The sequence below is a fragment of the Microcoleus sp. T3_A4 genome (assembly GCF_036700465.1).
GTDB lineage: Bacteria > Cyanobacteriota > Cyanobacteriia > Cyanobacteriales > Microcoleaceae > Microcoleus.
In genome coordinates this window covers 1-17,059 of sequence record NZ_JAUBOY010000014.1, presented here as the reverse complement: position 1 = coordinate 17,059, position 17,059 = coordinate 1, and the positions used below count along the sequence as shown (strand labels likewise).

The following is a 17,059-nucleotide window of genomic DNA, read 5'->3' as shown; positions in this document are numbered from 1 at the left end:
TTTGAATTGGGCATCGGGCATAGGGCATTGGGCATTGGGCATTGGGCATCGGGCATTGGGCATTGGGCATCGGGCAGTGGAACTGACAACAAATAACCAATAACTAATAACTAATAACCAATAACTACTGACTACTGACTACTGACTAATGACTTCTTTTTCAAGGATTAACAGATCGCACAGACCAATTTCCCTCCCCGTCGCGCCGATAAAGCGAGCGGTTTTGCGGTTCCCCCCGCAACTCCAACAAATCCACCGTTTCCGGTTCCAACAACAGCAAGCAAAAATTAGGCAGCGGCTCGATCGCATTTGGGGAAGCAGAATCAAAAGCACTAGCCTCGGCTTTGTCATCCCCCGGATGCGGCCAAGCAAACTGCGCTCTAGCCGCCTCAGAAAGCTCCTGCCAAGTTGTGCATCGCGATGAGCACAACTCTGCCTCTGGATAATCTGCCCCTACCAAAACTAGCTTTCCAGCAATCCGAAATTGTTCGCGAGTTTTCGGGAAATACCAGCAAATTTCCCCCCAAGGATAGAGGTTAATTTCCTCTGCCTTTTGGCTGCGAATATCTGTAATAAATTTCAACTGATTAGTATCTCCTAAAAAGCCTCGAAACACCACAGTGCGGTTGGCCGGACGCCCGGTGACGCGAACAGTTGCAAGTTGCAAGTAACGGGCAAAAGCAAGACTGCGGTTGCGGTGGAGGGCACGAGCTAAGGGCGATCGCCAAAGTGCTAAAGACATAATTAATAACCTATCATATTGGTAATGGGATTAGTCAGTAGTCAGTAGTCAGTAGTCAGTAGTCAGTAGTCCTTAGTCCTTAGTCCTTAGTTATTGGGAATTAGGAATTGGGCATAGTTTTTTGTTTTTCTTCTTCCTTCTTCCTTCTTCCTTATGAGTAATGACCACTGACTACTGGCTGCTAGCTAATAACTAATAACTAATGACTACTGACTAATAACTATTCTTTCTGCTATTGCTAATTTTATGTCAAATTCACTCTCAAAACTCAAAACTATTGAAACTCCCCACAGTGGCTACCACTGGGACGGTAGTGCCCGGCGCTTTTTTGAAGGCTGGTACTACCGAATAACATTACCGATTCACGGACAATCCTTTGCATTCATGTATTCCATCGAAGACCCCAGAGGCGGTCAACCTTACAGTGGCGGTGCAGCTCAGATTCTCGGCCCGAAAGATAGCTATTTGTGTCGCACTTTTCCCAATGTAAATAAGTTTTGGGCGGAGCGAGAAAGCTTAGGTTTCGGACATTGGGGCAAAACAGATTTACAAATTAAACCCCAATATTTAGAGCCGCAAGTATTCGACAGCCGCGTCGAAGAAGGCTATCAAGCTACTGCTACTTTGAATCAAGGTTATCTGCACGATCCGGGAAGCGGCAGCCACTGTTTTTGGCAGTACGAAATTCAACCTATTTATGGCTGGGGAAACTCTCAGGAACTCCAGAAATCTACCGCAGGAATGCTATCTTTTCTCCCCGTATTTGAGCCGGGATGGCAAATTTTAATGGCTCACGGTTTAGCCACGGGCTGGATTGATTGGAATGGCGAACGCTACGAATTTAAAGATGCTCCCGCTTACAGCGAAAAAAACTGGGGCGGTGCTTTTCCGCAAAAGTGGTTTTGGATTAATTGCAATTGTTTTCAAGGCGAAAAGGATTTAGCTTTAACCGCTGGTGGCGGCAAGCGGGGCGTGCTGTGGTGGATGGAATCGGTAGCCATGATTGGTCTACATTACCGAGGCAAGTTTTACGAATTTGTGCCTTGGAATTCGGAAGTTAGTTGGAATATTCAACCTTGGGGAAGCTGGAAAATGCAGGCTAGAAACAGTCAGTTTGAAGTTGAGTTAATTGGCACTACAAACAGTCCTGGTACTTATGTGCGAACTCCTACAGAAAAAGGTATGGCTTTTTGCTGCCGGGATACGACGCACGGCGAATTGCGCTTGCAACTGCGAGAGTTGTTGGGGGGAAATGTGGAAAAAAATGGCAAGCAGCGTTCTAGAATTATCTTAGAGGCTCAAAGTTCTTTATCGGGTTTGGAAGTTGGGGGCGGGCCTTGGGATGAAGTTTGGCGATCGAATTAAGTCATTAGTCATTAGTCATTAGTCATTAGTCATTAGTCAGTCGTCATTAGTCAGTCGTCATTAGTCAGTCGTCATTAGTCAGTGAATAGTTAACAGTAGTCAGAACAGCCATGATCAATTTACTCGGTTTGCAAGGCAAATTATACCGCAGCCAGGGGTTACAACAAGCTCTCAAGGTGATTTTGGGAGTAATTTTATGTTTGAGTACAATCTTGATGCCGACGGCAATTGCTAGTGCTGCCGGTGATTTGTCTCGGCAACCTGTCACCGAAATTACTGTTAGTTTGGGTAACGAAGCTGGGGAACTTAAGTTTTTTCTCAATCTGCTAGAATTTGAATCGGGCAAGCGCTATAAATTAGTGCTGAAAAATCCCAGTTCGCAGAAACATTATTTTACTGCTAAAAACTTTGCTGATGCGAGTTGGACTCAAAAAGTTGAAGCTGGGAAAGTGGAAATTAAAGGAAGTATTCACGAACTGGAACTAAAACCGGGCGCTATGGCAGAATGGGTGTTTGTGCCGATGAAATCGGGAACCTACAACCTGCGCTGTACGGTAGCCGGACATACGGAAGCGGGGATGATTGGCAAAATTACGATCGCCTCTTAAATCCCAATCTCCGTTCAATTTCAGATGAATTACCGAAAATTAATCGAACTTTCGGCCCTCTAGACACTTTTTAAGTAGACTCTAGCGGAGCCATTGTCAGTCCTGCACGGCTCAATTGCATATGATAAAGTTCTGCTTGCTCTTGCGGGCCAACCCAAACGGTGGCCTGGCCTTCGTGGTGGATTTGGTTGGCGAGTTTCCAAGCTTGATCGCTCGTCATCCCTGGAATGTATTTTGTCAAACATTCCACAACGTGCTGAAATGTGTTGAAATCGTCGTTGAGGACTATTACCCGATAGTTTGGATAAGGTTTGCGGGTAACTTGACTCGATCGAACGGGTGCTATGGTTGGTGAAGAGGTCATCGCGCGAACAGCCACTAAAACTACAAAATTCGTAAAATAGTTACCTCTAAAATTTTAACACAATTTCAGATTTTTTTTAACCCCTACTTGGTATTTTGATCCGCTTCGGGGTTTATTTTCACCACCGGGCCCTGCGTTAGATTTCTCCCGAAACTCCTGTGGGGAGTAGGGGTTAGACATCCTGCCCCCATTGACAGGCTTTTCTGGAGAAATCTATTGCACCGCGCCGATTACACTACAGTTAACACTCGATCGACCTCAGAAGTGTCGCCGCCGTGAGAGTACGCTTGCAGCAGAAGTTGCTTTAAATCTTCAATCAGTGGATAGCGGGGGTTCGCTCCGGTACACTGATCGTCAAAAGCACGATCGGCCATTTCCTCAACGCGAGCAAAAAAGAAATCATCGCTCATTCCCTGACTGGCGATCGCCTCCTGAATCGTGCTAGGAAGATCTACCTCACGCTTGAGATTTTCCACCGCTGCGATCAACTTCTCAACTTTTTCATCTTCTGTATCCCCGCCCAAACTCAGATAGTCTGCAATTCGAGCATAACGCCACTTGCTGTTAGGATACTTGTTTTGAGAAAAAATCGCTTGTTTGAAGGGAACATCCGTCGCATTGTAGCGAATTACATGGGAAATCATCAGCGCATTCGCTAAACCGTGAGGGACGTGGCAAGTTGCACCTAATTGGTGAGCTACTGAGTGACAAACCCCCAGAAAAGAGTTGGCAAATGCCATGCCGGCGATCGTAGCAGCATAATGTACTTTCTCCCGCGCTTTCGGATCGTTAGCACCATTTTTGTAAGCGCTGGGCAGGTATTTAAACAGCAAACGAATCGCTTCTAAAGCCAAACCATTTGTATACTCAGAAGCCAACACAGAAACATAAGCTTCTAAAGCGTGGGTTAGCGCATCAATGCCGCCGTAAGCTGTCAGTTTCCGGGGCATATTCAGCGTAAGTTCTGGATCGACGATCGCCATACTCGGAGTCAGAGCATAATCTGCAAGCGGATACTTAATCCCCGATCGTTCATCCGTAACAACCGCAAAAGGCGTGACTTCCGAACCCGTTCCCGAAGTAGTTGGAATTGCCACCATAATTGCCTTTGAACCCAAAGGCGGCAGTTCGTATACCCGCTTGCGGATATCCATAAACCGCATCGCCAATCCTTCAAACTCAATTTCTGGATGCTCATACATCAGCCACATTACTTTAGCAGCATCCATCGGCGAGCCACCACCAAAGGCAATAATCGCATCTGGATGGAAACTATTGCAGATTTCTAAACCTTTGCGAACAGTAGCCAGCGAAGGATCGGGTTCCACATCGTAAAATGTGTAGTGCTCGATGCCGATTTCTTCCAAACTCTCTGTGACTTCCTTAGTCAATCCCAATTCAAACAAAGGTTTATCCGTCACGATCAAAGCACGTTTCTTACCTGCAAGATCCCTCAAAGCTACAGGAAGACAACCCGACTTAAAATAAATTTTGGGAGGAATGCGGAACCAGAGCATATTCTCGCGCCTTTCTGCTACGGTTTTGATATTGAGCAGGTGATGGGGTGTCACGTTGACAGAAATGGAATTATCGCCCCAGCTACCGCAACCGAGGGTAAGGGAGGGATCGAGGCGGAAATTGTACAAATCGCCGATCGCACCTTGAGAAGAAGGCGTATTAATCAGTACCCGCGAAGTCTCTAGTTTGCTTTCAAAATAACGAATGTGCTTCTGATTGTGGGGGGCGGTGTAGAGTACAGAAGTATGGCCGTGTCCGCCAAAAATTATCAGCGCTTCAGCTTTGTCTACTGCTTCAGTAAAATCCTTGGCGCGGTACATTGCGAGAATCGGCGAAAGTTTTTCACAAGCAAAGGGTTCTTCTTTACCTACCACATCCACTTCTCCAATCAAAACCCTGATGTTTGACGGCACTACAAAACCCGCAATCTGCGCCACCTTTTGCACCGATTGTCCGACTATTTCGGCATTCAATCGACCATCAATTAAGATTACCTGACGCACTTTTTCCCGTTCTTCAGCATTGAGGAAATAAGCACCGCGCTTGATAAATTCCAGTTGCACTGCGTCGTACACCTCATCCACAACAACTACCGATTGTTCCGAAGCACAAATCGTGCCGTTGTCGAAAGTTTTGCTGAGCAAAATTGAGCTGACAGCCATTTGGATGTGGGCGGTTTCATCGATGATGGCGGGAGTATTTCCTGCGCCGACACCGAGGGACGGATGCCCTGAAGAGTAGGCAGCTTTTACCATTCCCGGCCCGCCAGTTGCCAAAATTAGTTTGATATCGTGGTGCTGCATCAAAGCTTGGGAAAGTGGCACAGTTGGCTCGTCAATCCACCCAATAATATCCGGTGGTGCTCCTGCAGCTACAGCAGCATCGAGGATGATTTTTGCCGCCGCAGCAGTGCAGGATTTTGCACGGGGATGGGGCGAAAATATAATGCCATTTCTAGTCTTGAGCACGATTAAAGACTTAAAGATTGTGGTGGAAGTCGGGTTAGTTACAGGAACGATTCCCGCCAGCACTCCCACGGGTTCGGCAATGCGTTCGTAGCCAAAATGCCGATCGGACTCGATGATACCGCAAGTCTTGTCATTTTTGTATTTGTTGTAAATCATTTCCGAGGCAAAATGATTTTTGATTGCCTTATCTTCGATCACTCCCATTCCCGATTCTTTGACTGCTGCCTTGGCTAAGGGAATGCGGGCGGCATTAGCAGCTAAAGCTACTTGCTTGAATATGCGATCGACTTGTTCTTGAGTGTAGGTGGCAAATTCAGCTTGGGCTGCTTTTACTTTTTGAATTAGGACTTCTAATTCCTCTAAATTGGTAACTTTCATGTTATTTTGCCTGATGTTTATTTGGGGAAAATTATTGCCTCAATCTTTGAGTGGTAGGGAACCTGCAGATCGACGCAGATAATTTCAAGATTGTGGGTGACTTGTGTACGCGGTCTTTTAATTATTATATACCGCTAGCTCCGAGCGCATGGACCCCGCGACTGCGAAAAATATCAACAGTTTGTTGCACGAGTTCCGGTGAAGCTGGAGGTGTATCCTTGAGTTCGTAATCCAGTTTTAATTGTTCCCATTTGTATTCTCCCATTTTATGAAATGGTAATACTTCTACTTTTTCCACATTGTTCAGATTGGCAATAAACTCCGCTAATTTTTCTACGTTTTCGATGTGATCTGTGAGGTGAGGAACTAGAACGAAGCGAATCCACGTCGGTTTGCCAATTTCGCTGAGATATTTGGCCATTGCTAAAGTTGGCTCGATCGAAACATTGGTGACTTGGTAATACAGTTCGGGAATGTAGGATTTGATGTCCAACAAAACCAGATCGGTCATTTCCAGAACCGGTTTAGCAACTTCTAAAACACAGAATCCTGATGTGTCTAGGGCTGTATGCAACCCCATTTGATGACAGCGGCTAAAGATTTCTCTGACAAAATCAGGCTGCATCAACGGTTCGCCGCCGCTGACTGTAACGCCTCCTTTCCGCAGGTAGGATTTACATTTGGTAATTTGATTCATTAAATAATCGACGGTTACTTCTTTACCATCGTGGGAATTGCGACAGTCGGGATTGTGACAGTAAAGACAACGGAGGGGACAGCCTTGGGTGAAGACGATAAACCGGATTCCGGGGCCGTCTACGGTACCAAATGTTTCGATTGAGTGAATGCGACCAATTCCAGACATTGATTTGGTTTTGAATTTTGCTTGGCTTCAACTCCGCTCAGTCAGCCGTCAAGTTAAAGTTTTAGTTTGGGCTTCGATTCCGCTCAGCCAGCGGTTAAATCGTTAACGGAGCGAAGTCGAAGTTTGAGTTTGGGCTTTGCTCAGACAGCGTTTAGGTTGGTAGCTGAGCGAAGTCGAAGCTATACCCGTTCGTGGAAAGTCCGTTTAATCACATCTAATTGCTGTTCGCGGGTAAGTTTGATGAAATTAACCGCATAACCGGAGACGCGAATTGTTAGCTGGGGATAGTTTTCTGGATGTTCCATCGCATCTAGTAATGTTTGCCGATCGAGCGCGTTAACATTGAGGTGATGGCCGCCATCGTGAAAGTAACCGTCTAACAGACCAACTAGGTTGTTAGTCCGATCGCTCTCCATTCTGCCCAAGGCCTGCGGTACAATCGAAAAAGTATTCGATATGCCATCTTGACAATCGCTGTAAGGCAGTTTTGCTACAGAAGATAAGGATGCGATCGCCCCACAGGAATCTCGGCCGTGCATCGGGTTAGCACCGGGAGCAAAGGGTTCGCCTGCTTTACGTCCGTCGGGAGTGCTACCAGTTTTTTTGCCGTACACTACGTTAGAAGTAATCGTGAGTACCGATTGAGTCGCTACAGCGCCACGGTAGGTTTTTTGCTGGCGAATTTCGTTCATGAAGCTTTGCACAAGTTCGATGGCTAGACTGTCTACGCTATCGTCATTATTGCCATATTTTGGATATTCTCCTTCGATCGAGTAATCCACTGCCAAACCTTGCTCGTTGCGAATCACCTTAACTTTAGCGTTTTTAATCGCCGACAGGGAATCTGTCACCACGGACAGTCCCGCAATTCCGCAGGCCATTGTCCGGTAAACATCGCGATCGTGCAAGGCCATTTCCAGCCGTTCGTAGCAGTATTTGTCGTGCATATAGTGAATGACATTCAACGTATTGATATACGTTTTTGCCAACCACGCCATCATGTCGTGGAACCGCGCTCTTACCTCGTCATAATCGAGATATTCGGTAGTAATCGGTGGGAACTGCGGCGCGATTTGGTCGCCGGACTTCTCATCTTTACCGCCGTTAATCGCATAGAGCAAAGTCTTAGCTAAATTAACTCGCGCGCCGAAAAACTGCATTTGCTTGCCAATTCGCATGGCGGAAACACAACAGGCGATTGCATAATCATCGCCGTATTGAGGGCGCATCAAATCGTCGTTTTCGTACTGAATCGAACTTGTCTCGCTGGATACCTTCGCACAGAATTGTTTGAAGTTGTCCGGCAAGTTTTCCGACCACAACACGGTGAGATTTGGTTCTGGTGCAGTACCGAGGTTTGAGAGAGTGTGCAAGAATCGGAAACTGTTACGAGTTACCAATGTTCTACCGTCATCGCTGATACCGCCGATCGCCTCTGTTACCCAAGTTGGATCGCCTGAAAACAGAGCGTTATAGTCGGGAGTCCGCAAAAACCGCACCATGCGGAGTTTCATGACAAAATGGTCGATCAGTTCTTGCAATTCCACTTCGGAATTCACGCCATTTTGCAAATCGCGCTCGAAATAAATGTCTAAAAACGTCGATACGCGCCCCAGAGACATCGCTGCCCCGTTTTGTTCTTTCACTGCTCCCAAGTAGCCAAAATACACCCACTGGACAGCTTCTCGTGCATTTGCCGCCGGACGGCCAATATCAAAGCCGTAGCTAGCAGCCATTTCTTTTAACTCAAACAATGCCCGAATTTGCTCGGATAACTCTTCGCGCAAACGAATAGTTGCCTCGTCCATCGCCTCTAGTTCGAGTGATTCTTGCTGTGTTTTTTTATCCTCAATTAGGCGATCGACACCGTACAAAGCAACGCGCCGATAGTCACCGATGATCCGCCCGCGTCCATAGGCATCTGGCAAACCTGTGATGATACCAGAACGTCTCGCCAGACGCATCGAGCGCGTGTAAACATCGAATACACCATCGTTATGAGTTTTGCGATATTTCGTAAATATTTCTTCTGTTTGTCGATCGAGCTGATAGCCGTAAGCTTCTAAACCGGCCTTGACCACGCGAATTCCCCCAAAGGGCATAATAGCACGTTTCAAAGGTTTATCGGTTTGCAAACCTACTATTTGTTCTAAGTCGCGATCGATGTATCCTGCTGCATGAGCCGTGATAGATGTGGGAACTTTTGTATCAACATCCAATACGCCTTTTTCGCGCTCTTGCTTCATTAATTCCAGAACTTTTTGCCAAAGCTGCTGGGTTTTTTCGGTTGGTGCTGTGAGAAATTCTGGATTTCCTTCGTAGGGGGTGTAATTTTTTTGAATGAAGTCTCTGACGTTGACTTCGTTTGTCCAGTTGCCTTCAGTAAAGCCGTGCCATTCTGCAAACATAGCTTGCTTTCCACTCACTTTTTTATTAGCGATCGATTTTTTCTTCTTCGACCACTAGATGTAGTATATATTTAATTTCACTATTTTAAATACCGCTTCGCTATTTGTTACAAAAATTGACTTGCTAATTCCGTGGGAAGAATTAAGATAGATAGTAGGCAGAACATCCTCGTGAATTGTTGAGGAAGCTCTGACCAAAGGGGTTCCCGAACTAACACTTTGACAACCGAAATGTTGTTTAAGGGCGGGCGGGTCGGAAACGCGCAATGAGATTTTTTTTCAGGAACGGCGAACACCCGAAGAAGATGAAGAAAAAGTAGAAAAAAAGTAGAAAAAGAGTTGAGATTGGATGCGTTAATTGTTATCGAAAGCAGAGCAATATTAATTGCTGATTAATTGAAGTAGGGTATTATGCAGATAAATTCAAGAAATCAAAGCACTGCGAGCGATCCGGCTCACGATATTTGGAAAGAACAGCGTCATCCGCTCGATCGGATTTTTAGGCCTCGCTCCGTGGCTGTAATCGGCGCAACAGAGAGAGAAGGAAGCGTCGGACGAACTCTCCTGTGGAACTTGATTCGGAATCCGTTTGGCGGAACAGTTTTTCCGGTGAATCCCCAGCGCCACAGCGTGTTGGGGCTCAAGTCTTATCCTGATATTGCTAGCGTCCCGGAAGTAGTGGATCTGGCGGTGATTGCTACGCCTGCTGCTGGGGTGCCACAAGTGATCCGCGAATGTATCGCTGCTGGGGTGAAAGGAGCAATTATTGTTTCTGCTGGGTTTAAAGAGATTGGTGCGGCTGGGGAGGCTTTAGAACAGCAAGTTATGGCCGAGGCGCGTCGGGGCGGAATGCGGATTATCGGCCCAAATTGCCTCGGTGTGATGAATCCTGTGGTTGGGCTCAATGCTACTTTTGCAGGTACGATCGCCCGTCCGGGCAATGTCGCCTTCATCAGTCAAAGCGGCGCCCTCTGTACTTCGATTCTCGACTGGAGTTTGGGGGAAAATGTCGGTTTTAGCGCTTTTGTGTCGATCGGCTCTATGCTCGATGTCGGTTGGGGCGATCTGATCGAGTATTTCGGGGACGATCCCCATACTCACAGTATCGTTTTGTACATGGAATCTATGGGTGATGCTCGTTCGTTTCTGTCCGCCGCCCGCCCAGTGGCGATCGACAAACCGATCATCATTCTCAAGGTAGGACGTACCGCTGCCGCCGCCCAAGCCGCCGCTTCCCATACGGGAGCTTTGACCGGCAGCGATGACGTGCTTAACGCTGCTTTCCGTCGCTGTGGCGCGTTGCGGGTACATACGATTTCCGATTTGTTCGACATGGCAGAAATTCTGGCCAAGCAACCGCGACCGCAGGGCAACCGCCTATCGATCGTCACCAATGCAGGAGGCCCAGGGGCGATCGCCACTGATGCCTTAATTAGCGACGGCGGTGCCCTGGCCAATCTGTCACCGGAGACGCTGCAGCAGCTTGATGAGTTTTTGCCCCCTCAGTGGAGTCATCACAACCCGATCGATATTTTGGGCGATGCTAGTAGCGATCTTTACGCCAAAACTCTAGAAGTTGTCGCTCCCGATCCCAATAGTGACGGATTGCTGGTCATCCTAACGCCACAAGCGATGACAAATCCCACCCAAACCGCAGAAAAACTCAAGTCTTACAGCAAACTCGGAAAGCCCTTATTAGCAAGCTGGATGGGCGGTGTGGAAGTGTCAGCGGGAACGCAAATTCTCAATCAGGCAAATATTCCGACTTTTCCCTATCCCGATACCGCCGTCAGATTATTCAACTATATGTGGCGGTACACATACAACCTGCGCGCTATCTACGAAACGCCTTCTCTCCCCGCTGATTGCGAAATCGAGACTTCGGGGTGTGCGACTGCTGCGAAGATTTTGACTGCCGCCCGCCAAAACAATCGCACTCTATTAACCGAGTACGAATCAAAACAGTTGCTGGCAGCTTACGGCATTCCCACCGTAGCGACAGAAATTGCAGCGAGTGCGACGGAAGCTGTGGAAATTGCCGAGATCCTCGGTTATCCAGTGGTGCTAAAACTGCATTCTGAGACGATTACTCACAAAACCGATGTGGGGGGCGTTCAACTAAATTTAGGCGATGCTAAGGCTGTAATTAGTGCCTTTGAGGCGATCGCCCAGCGGGTACGGGCGATCGATCCTGCAGCGTTTCTCGGCGTAACCGTGCAGCCGATGGTGCATTTGGAAGGCTATGAACTAATTTTAGGTAGCAGTATCGACCCACAATTTGGGCCAGTGATGCTGTTTGGTTCCGGCGGACAATTAGTGGAAGTCTTTCAAGATCGATCGCTCGCACTTCCGCCTTTAAATACTACCCTAGCGCGCCGGATGATGGAGCAAACGCGCATCTATAAAGCTTTGCAAGGAGTGCGCGGTCGATCGGCAATTGACTTGGTACAACTCGAACAGTTATTAGTTCGTTTCAGTCAACTAATTGTAGAGCAACCTCAAATTGCCGAGATTGATATTAATCCACTGTTGGTTTCTCCTGAAGGTGCGATCGCTCTTGATGCCCGCGTTGTTCTGCAAACAACGGAAAACCCCATTTCACCCGCGATTCGCCCCTATCCTACGCAATACGTTCAAACATGGTCAACTAATGGCGATCGTCCCATCACCATCCGTCCGATTCGCCCAGAAGATGAGCCGCTGATGGTGCTGTTCCACGAAGAACTTTCCGAAGAGAGTGTGTATTTGCGCTACGCTCACATGGTAAAGTTAAAGCACCGCATCGCTCACGAACGTTTGACCCGGATTTGTTTTATTGACTACGATCGGGAAATGCTGTTAGTAGCCGATCGTCAAGACCCGGAAAGCTCAGAACACCGGATTTTGGGAGTAGCGCGTCTGAGCAAACTCCACGGCACAAACCAAGCCGAATTTGCCCTCATCGTTAGCGATAGCTATCAGCAGCGCGGTTTGGGAACAGAATTATTGAGGCGGATGCTGCAAATTGGTCAGGAAGAGAAATTAGAGGCGATCGTTGGCTACATTCTCAATAGCAACTACAAGATGCAGAGCCTCTGTAAAAAACTAGGATTTGAACTCCAACCAGACCGAGGCGAAGGAATGTTGAAAGCTGTTTTTGTCTGCTAATCGCAACTTTGGTTAAATAATTCTCATTCATCACGACTAAAGTCCTCACTACAAACTTTATCGTTTTGTAGTGAGGACTTTAGTCCTCAAACTAAGATGCTACTAAGCCGCCGCAGCCAAATTTGCTGCTGCAAACTCCCAGTTAGCCAAATTATCTAAGAAATTAGTAATGTAGTCGGGACGGCGGTTTTGGAAATCCAAATAATAAGCGTGTTCCCACACATCCAAAGTCAGCAACGGAGTTTGGCCGTGTGCAAGCGGGGTGTCAGCGTTAGCAGTTTTGGTGACTTTCAAAGTGCCGTTGTCCACAACCAGCCAAGCCCAGCCACTACCGAACTGAGTTGTCGCAGCAGTCTTGAATTCTTCTTTGAATTTATCGAAGCTGCCGAAGTCGGCGTTGATTTTGTCAGCTAAAGCTCCTGTCGGAGTGCCACCGCCGCCCGGTTTGAGCGAATTCCAGAAAAAGTTGTGGTTCCAAACTTGACCTGCATTGTTAAAAATGCCTGCTTTGGATGGGTCTTTAGCAGATTCCTTGACAATTTCTTCAAGGGATTTGCTCGCCATTTCAGTCCCTTCAATCAGTTTATTCAGATTGGTGACGTAAGCAGCGTGGTGCTTGTCGTGGTGGAACGAAAACGTGTTGGCCGACATATGAGCTGGTTCTAGGGCGTCAGCGGCGAAGGGTAATGGTGCTAGTTCAAATGCCATGGTGTTCAATCCTCTCTGGATTACTTTGGGTTTTTCGGTTGACTTGGTGGCTTTTTTATGATTCAAGCCGAGAGTCACTAGCTTGAGTGTATCAAGCTGTGGTAAATAATTCTTTACAATTTTCCTATTTTATAGCAGTTGCAGCATTTTAGGATTCAGACTTCTATTTTTTAGATATCAAAGCTACTTCTTGCCGACTTCAAATAGCATAAAGTATTACTAAATGTCAAGCTACCTGGGAGACAAATAAAAGTGTGTGTGAAATTGTCAACCGCTCGAAATTTTATGAGACTGATAAATAGATTAAACCTGTAAATTGTCAAACATTAACCTAAGTTCAATTAAGCTGTAAGAAAGTCAAACAAGTTGCAGGATGTGTCAATGGAAAAGCGTTTAAACAACTCGTCTAGTCACCCCCCTCAATGGTTGAATCTGCAATTAATCGTCACCGCTCTGGAAACAGTCCAAGACTTAATTGTCATTTCCCTATGTATTGGTTTGTTTTGTTTCATGGTGCTAGAACTGCGAGAAATGTTTTTCTCGCTGCTGCCTCCTTTGAATTTCCAGCAAGTGACGGCAGACATTCTATTTTTATTAGTTTTAGTGGAATTATTTCGGCTGCTAATTATTTACTTGCAAGAGCAGCGGGTTTCGATAGGTGTGGCTGTGGAAGTCTGTATAGTATCTGTTTTGCGAGAAGTCATCGTGCGGGGAGTGCTGGAAACTCCCTGGGTTCAAATATTATCAACAGGCGCATTTTTGCTGGTTTTGGGAGTGTTGTTGGTAGTCCGAGTTTGGTTGCCCCCAACCTTCGAGGGAATTGACCCGGAACGTCGCATGGCTAGCAGAAAGAGAAATCTATCAGACAATGAATCTTCTTCCGCATCTGTTGTAGCCAATACCAAGTTTAATTCTCATTGAATATGGCATGACAGGCGATTTAAGATTTTAAATTTACTCTAATATTGCTTGTCGCGTTACCAGCCATCATTTCCCGTAAAACTGAGATGTTGAACCATTGTCCAGAACGGGCATCTTGCCCGTTCCACAGAGAGTAGATTTTCTTGTAGGCTGGGCAGGAGATCCCACAGGGCTGTTTCATTCTCACGAAAATCAGGCTTTTGTAGGGGCGGTGCCAAGAGTGCCCGCCCCCCACGGACGATGAAATCGATGTTTCAAATATCGGGGATCTTCACGAGGGATTGCCCCTACAAGAGAATGAAACCGCCCTGGGATATCCCACCCAAAAAAGGATTATTGAGAATGGTGCAAGATGTGAGGTCAAATCAACCTGATAACGGTTGCAGTGAAGCCTAAAATCCTCTGAAAATTCAGAGGAAGGTAGTCTTAACTACAAAGACAAGCTTCATCCATCATTCCCCCTTATTCAAATCTAAAATCTAGAATCTCAAATCTAAAATGGTATTACCCGTTAGCCTGTAATTCCCCCAAACGAGCCAACACTTCTTTAGAATGAATCGCCGGATTAATCTTCACAAAGGTTTCACGCAAAATACCTTCAGGATCAATAATAAAACTGTGTCGCGCTGAGATAAAACTCATCCAAGAACCGTAAGCTTTACTCACTTTACCATCCGTATCAGCTAACAGCGGAAACTTCAAACCTTCCGAATCGCAAAATTCCGCATGGGAATCGACATCATCAGCGCTAATACCGATAATTTGAGTATTCTTTGCCAAGTATTTCGGCAAGTCTTGCTGAAATCTCCGCGCTTCGATCGTACATCCTGAAGTAAAGTCTTTCGGATAAAAATAGACTACCAGCCACTTACCGCGATAATCCGACAGCGACACTTGTCCGTCCCCGCTGTTTGTCGGCAAAGAAAACTCCGGCGCTGGTTGATTTACCGGAGGAAGCTTACCGCCGAGGGCAAATGCAGGTGTGGCAAAATTGAAACTTAGAAAAACTAGACAAATTGCCAATAAAGTGCTAAAAAAATTGCGGCGAGACATCATAAATTTAGAAGTAGAACTGTACTTAAGACAAGTTTACAGTTTTCTGATTAAATGGGTAGGGGCAATTCGCGGATTGCTTCTAAAACCCAAAGATCACTCACTCAAATAGCGATTTACCCATGAGCGCTGCACTCCCGTTAACCGGCAAAGCTATAGTAGTCCAGGTAATTAACGGTCAACCCGTTACGATCGAAGTAGACGGTACTAATGCCCCGATTACTGCGGGAAATTTTGTTGACTTAGTTGAACGAGGCATTTACGACGGGGTGATGTTTCACCGAGTTGTGCGCCAGCCAGATCCTTTTGTGGTGCAAGGAGGCGATCCGCGCAGCAGAAATACGACAATTCCAGCAAGTCAATTGGGAACGGGTAGTTTTATTGACCCGGATACCAATCAGGCGCGTTTTATTCCTTTGGAAATTAAGCCGCAAGGGGCCGCGCAACCTGTTTACAACCAAGTTGTAACCCAGACGCCGGAGTTGCGGCATAATCGCGGGGCTGTGGCAATGGCTCGTTCCAATGCTTTGGATTCGGCTTCTTCGCAGTTTTATTTTGCTTTGGATGAGTTGCCATTTTTGGATGGTAGTTATGCTGTTTTTGGCAACGTTATTCAAGGTTTTGAAACGGTGAATGCGGTGCAGCAGGGCGATCGCATTTCAACTGCAAAAGTCGTTGACGGCATCGTCCCCAGTCGGATTTCTAGCATCATTACCGATGTTGATTTCCTTAACGATTCCATTAACATTACCAATTTGGCAAATCTGCCTTTGCGACCCCTCAGATTGGCCAACACCCCGAACAACTATCAAGTCACTCCCCAAGACTATGAGCAAAATCCCGGCGGTGTAGTGGGAGGTAGCGCAAACGATCGCATCCTCGGTGAAGCCACGTATGGTGATGGAATTAACGGCAGCCAAGGCAACGATACCATCAGTGGCGAAGAAGGCGACGACTTTCTCAGAGGCGGCAAAGGTAACGACTCCATTAGCGGCGGTGTTGACGACGATATTATCAACGGAAATCTCGGCGACGATAATGTCAATGGTGATGCTGGTAACGACTTTTTGCGAGGCGGCCGAGGAAACGATATTTTAATCGGCGGCGATGGTAACGATGTTTTAATCGGGGATGTTGACAGCGATACTCTCACTGGTGGCGCAGGTGCAGATACTTTTGTTCGGGTTACGGGTGAAATTCTGGAGTTGGATGGGACGAGCGATATAATTCTTGATTTTAGGCCGGGAGATGGCGATCGTATTGGCTTGACCAGCCCTTTATCCAACACCTCATTCACTCAATCAGGCAGCAACACACTCATTCAATTTGGAGGAGCTACTTTGGCTGTGGTTCAAAATGCCACTCCTGCAGCAGTTCAAAATGCTGCTTTTGAAATTAACTTTTCTTCTGCTTACGTTGCCGATAACTTGCCCCCCGGAGACGCTGCCTTGAGAGTTGGCTAACTTTAACAAGGCTCACGCAATAAAGATAAGGGTAGGGTGCTCTTCAGTGCACTTTACCTGATTATCAATAGCCAATTCCCTATTCCCTATTCCCAATTGCCAAATTCAACTAACACCATAGCTTTGTAATTTGAGAAACTGCCTCTTGATAAGAATCCATTCTCCCCTGCTGCTTAAAAAGCTCGGCAGCTTTCTGAAAATCCTCAAATGCTCCCTGAACCTCTCTCAATTTATATCTAGTCAGTCCTCGGTTAAAGTAAGCTTTAGCAAAAGCGCTATCGAGGCGAATTGCTGACTCAAAATCAGCTAGTGCTGCCAGGGAATTTTCCATTTGTAGGCGGATAGCACCTCGGTTAAAGTAAGATTGAGCTACATTAGGGTTGAGCAGCAGTGCCGAGTTGTAATCGGCGATCGCCGCACTATAATCTTTTAAACGAGTCAGCATAAACCCCCGATTGCTGTAATACTTGGCTCGGTAAGGATTGAGTTCGATGGCTGTAGTTAAATCTTCGATCGCCGATTGCTTATAGCCTAATTTGTAGCGGGTCACA

The 17,059-nt window shown here is 46.6% G+C and carries 13 protein-coding genes; 5 read left to right on the top strand and 8 right to left on the bottom strand.

The window, feature by feature from the left end; genetic code table 11:
• Positions 1–160: 160 nt before the first annotated feature.
• Positions 161–742: an Npun_F5749 family FMN-dependent PPOX-type flavoprotein gene (locus QUA07_RS09945; RefSeq protein WP_333324577.1), complete on the bottom strand. Its 582-nt coding sequence runs from the start codon at positions 740–742 to the stop codon at positions 161–163.
• 246 nt (positions 743–988) lie between these two features.
• Between QUA07_RS09945 and QUA07_RS09940 the strand changes: the two genes are divergently transcribed.
• Both QUA07_RS09940 and QUA07_RS09935 read left to right on the top strand, forming a co-directional pair.
• Positions 989–2,107 carry a tocopherol cyclase family protein gene (locus QUA07_RS09940; protein WP_333324575.1) on the top strand — a complete coding sequence of 373 codons (1,119 nt, stop codon included), beginning with the start codon at positions 989–991 and terminating at the stop codon, positions 2,105–2,107.
• Between the two features lie 110 nt (positions 2,108–2,217).
• Positions 2,218–2,715, top strand: a complete 498-nt coding sequence (locus QUA07_RS09935; RefSeq protein WP_333324574.1) for a biphenyl 2,3-dioxygenase — start codon at positions 2,218–2,220, stop codon at positions 2,713–2,715.
• Between the two features lie 70 nt (positions 2,716–2,785).
• Here the strand turns inward: QUA07_RS09935 and clpS are convergent, their stop codons facing one another.
• From clpS to pflB, 4 genes are all read right to left on the bottom strand, one after another.
• A complete protein-coding gene (gene clpS, locus QUA07_RS09930) occupies positions 2,786–3,079 on the bottom strand; it encodes an ATP-dependent Clp protease adapter ClpS (RefSeq protein WP_006633998.1) in 294 nt (97 codons plus the stop codon).
• 230 nt (positions 3,080–3,309) lie between these two features.
• On the bottom strand, positions 3,310–5,943 hold the full coding sequence (gene adhE / locus QUA07_RS09925; protein ID WP_333324572.1) for a bifunctional acetaldehyde-CoA/alcohol dehydrogenase: 2,634 nt from the start codon (positions 5,941–5,943) through the stop codon (positions 3,310–3,312).
• 124 nt (positions 5,944–6,067) lie between these two features.
• On the bottom strand, positions 6,068–6,808 hold the full coding sequence (pflA, locus tag QUA07_RS09920; protein WP_333324570.1) for a pyruvate formate-lyase-activating protein: 741 nt from the start codon (positions 6,806–6,808) through the stop codon (positions 6,068–6,070).
• A 179-nt stretch (positions 6,809–6,987) separates the two neighbouring features.
• Positions 6,988–9,216 (bottom strand): formate C-acetyltransferase, encoded by a 2,229-nt coding sequence (gene pflB, locus QUA07_RS09915; RefSeq protein ID WP_333324726.1) that lies wholly within the window; start codon positions 9,214–9,216, stop codon positions 6,988–6,990.
• Between the two features lie 411 nt (positions 9,217–9,627).
• Between pflB and QUA07_RS09910 the strand changes: the two genes are divergently transcribed.
• Positions 9,628–12,363 (top strand): bifunctional acetate--CoA ligase family protein/GNAT family N-acetyltransferase, encoded by a 2,736-nt coding sequence (locus QUA07_RS09910; RefSeq protein WP_333324568.1) that lies wholly within the window; start codon positions 9,628–9,630, stop codon positions 12,361–12,363.
• Positions 12,364–12,465: 102 nt separating this feature from the next.
• Here QUA07_RS09910 and QUA07_RS09905 read toward each other — a convergent pair whose 3' ends face one another.
• The gene (locus QUA07_RS09905) at positions 12,466–13,071 is read right to left on the bottom strand and encodes a superoxide dismutase (RefSeq protein WP_333080613.1); all 606 of its coding nucleotides are present in this window, start codon (positions 13,069–13,071) and stop codon (positions 12,466–12,468) included.
• 381 nt (positions 13,072–13,452) lie between these two features.
• Between QUA07_RS09905 and QUA07_RS09900 the strand changes: the two genes are divergently transcribed.
• Positions 13,453–13,992 carry a phosphate-starvation-inducible PsiE family protein gene (locus QUA07_RS09900; protein ID WP_333324565.1) on the top strand — a complete coding sequence of 180 codons (540 nt, stop codon included), beginning with the start codon at positions 13,453–13,455 and terminating at the stop codon, positions 13,990–13,992.
• 504 nt (positions 13,993–14,496) lie between these two features.
• Here QUA07_RS09900 and QUA07_RS09895 read toward each other — a convergent pair.
• Positions 14,497–15,045 (bottom strand): peroxiredoxin, encoded by a 549-nt coding sequence (locus tag QUA07_RS09895; RefSeq protein ID WP_445243544.1) that lies wholly within the window; start codon positions 15,043–15,045, stop codon positions 14,497–14,499.
• A gap of 122 nt (positions 15,046–15,167) precedes the next feature.
• On the opposite strand from QUA07_RS09895, the gene QUA07_RS09890 reads away from it, so the two are divergent.
• Complete coding sequence (locus tag QUA07_RS09890; protein ID WP_333324563.1) at positions 15,168–16,508, top strand: peptidylprolyl isomerase; 1,341 nt, start codon at positions 15,168–15,170, stop codon at positions 16,506–16,508.
• A gap of 109 nt (positions 16,509–16,617) precedes the next feature.
• On the opposite strand, the gene QUA07_RS09885 is transcribed toward QUA07_RS09890, so the two are convergent.
• Positions 16,618–17,059: tetratricopeptide repeat protein (locus QUA07_RS09885; RefSeq protein WP_333324561.1), on the bottom strand; the 442-nt coding region annotated here is incomplete at its 5' end.

What these genes read in the sequence shown, in the direction of transcription:
- QUA07_RS09945 (WP_333324577.1), bottom strand. Translation starts at nt 742, where the DNA reads ATGTCTTTAGCACTTTGGCGATCGCCCTTAGCTCGTGCCCTCCACCGC.
- QUA07_RS09940 (WP_333324575.1), top strand. Translation starts at nt 989, where the DNA reads ATGTCAAATTCACTCTCAAAACTCAAAACTATTGAAACTCCCCACAGT.
- QUA07_RS09935 (WP_333324574.1), top strand. Translation starts at nt 2,218, where the DNA reads ATGATCAATTTACTCGGTTTGCAAGGCAAATTATACCGCAGCCAGGGG.
- clpS (WP_006633998.1), bottom strand. Translation starts at nt 3,079, where the DNA reads ATGACCTCTTCACCAACCATAGCACCCGTTCGATCGAGTCAAGTTACC.
- adhE (WP_333324572.1), bottom strand. Translation starts at nt 5,943, where the DNA reads ATGAAAGTTACCAATTTAGAGGAATTAGAAGTCCTAATTCAAAAAGTA.
- pflA (WP_333324570.1), bottom strand. Translation starts at nt 6,808, where the DNA reads ATGTCTGGAATTGGTCGCATTCACTCAATCGAAACATTTGGTACCGTA.
- pflB (WP_333324726.1), bottom strand. Translation starts at nt 9,216, where the DNA reads ATGTTTGCAGAATGGCACGGCTTTACTGAAGGCAACTGGACAAACGAA.
- QUA07_RS09910 (WP_333324568.1), top strand. Translation starts at nt 9,628, where the DNA reads ATGCAGATAAATTCAAGAAATCAAAGCACTGCGAGCGATCCGGCTCAC.
- QUA07_RS09905 (WP_333080613.1), bottom strand. Translation starts at nt 13,071, where the DNA reads ATGGCATTTGAACTAGCACCATTACCCTTCGCCGCTGACGCCCTAGAA.
- QUA07_RS09900 (WP_333324565.1), top strand. Translation starts at nt 13,453, where the DNA reads ATGGAAAAGCGTTTAAACAACTCGTCTAGTCACCCCCCTCAATGGTTG.
- QUA07_RS09895 (WP_445243544.1), bottom strand. Translation starts at nt 15,045, where the DNA reads ATGTCTCGCCGCAATTTTTTTAGCACTTTATTGGCAATTTGTCTAGTT.
- QUA07_RS09890 (WP_333324563.1), top strand. Translation starts at nt 15,168, where the DNA reads ATGAGCGCTGCACTCCCGTTAACCGGCAAAGCTATAGTAGTCCAGGTA.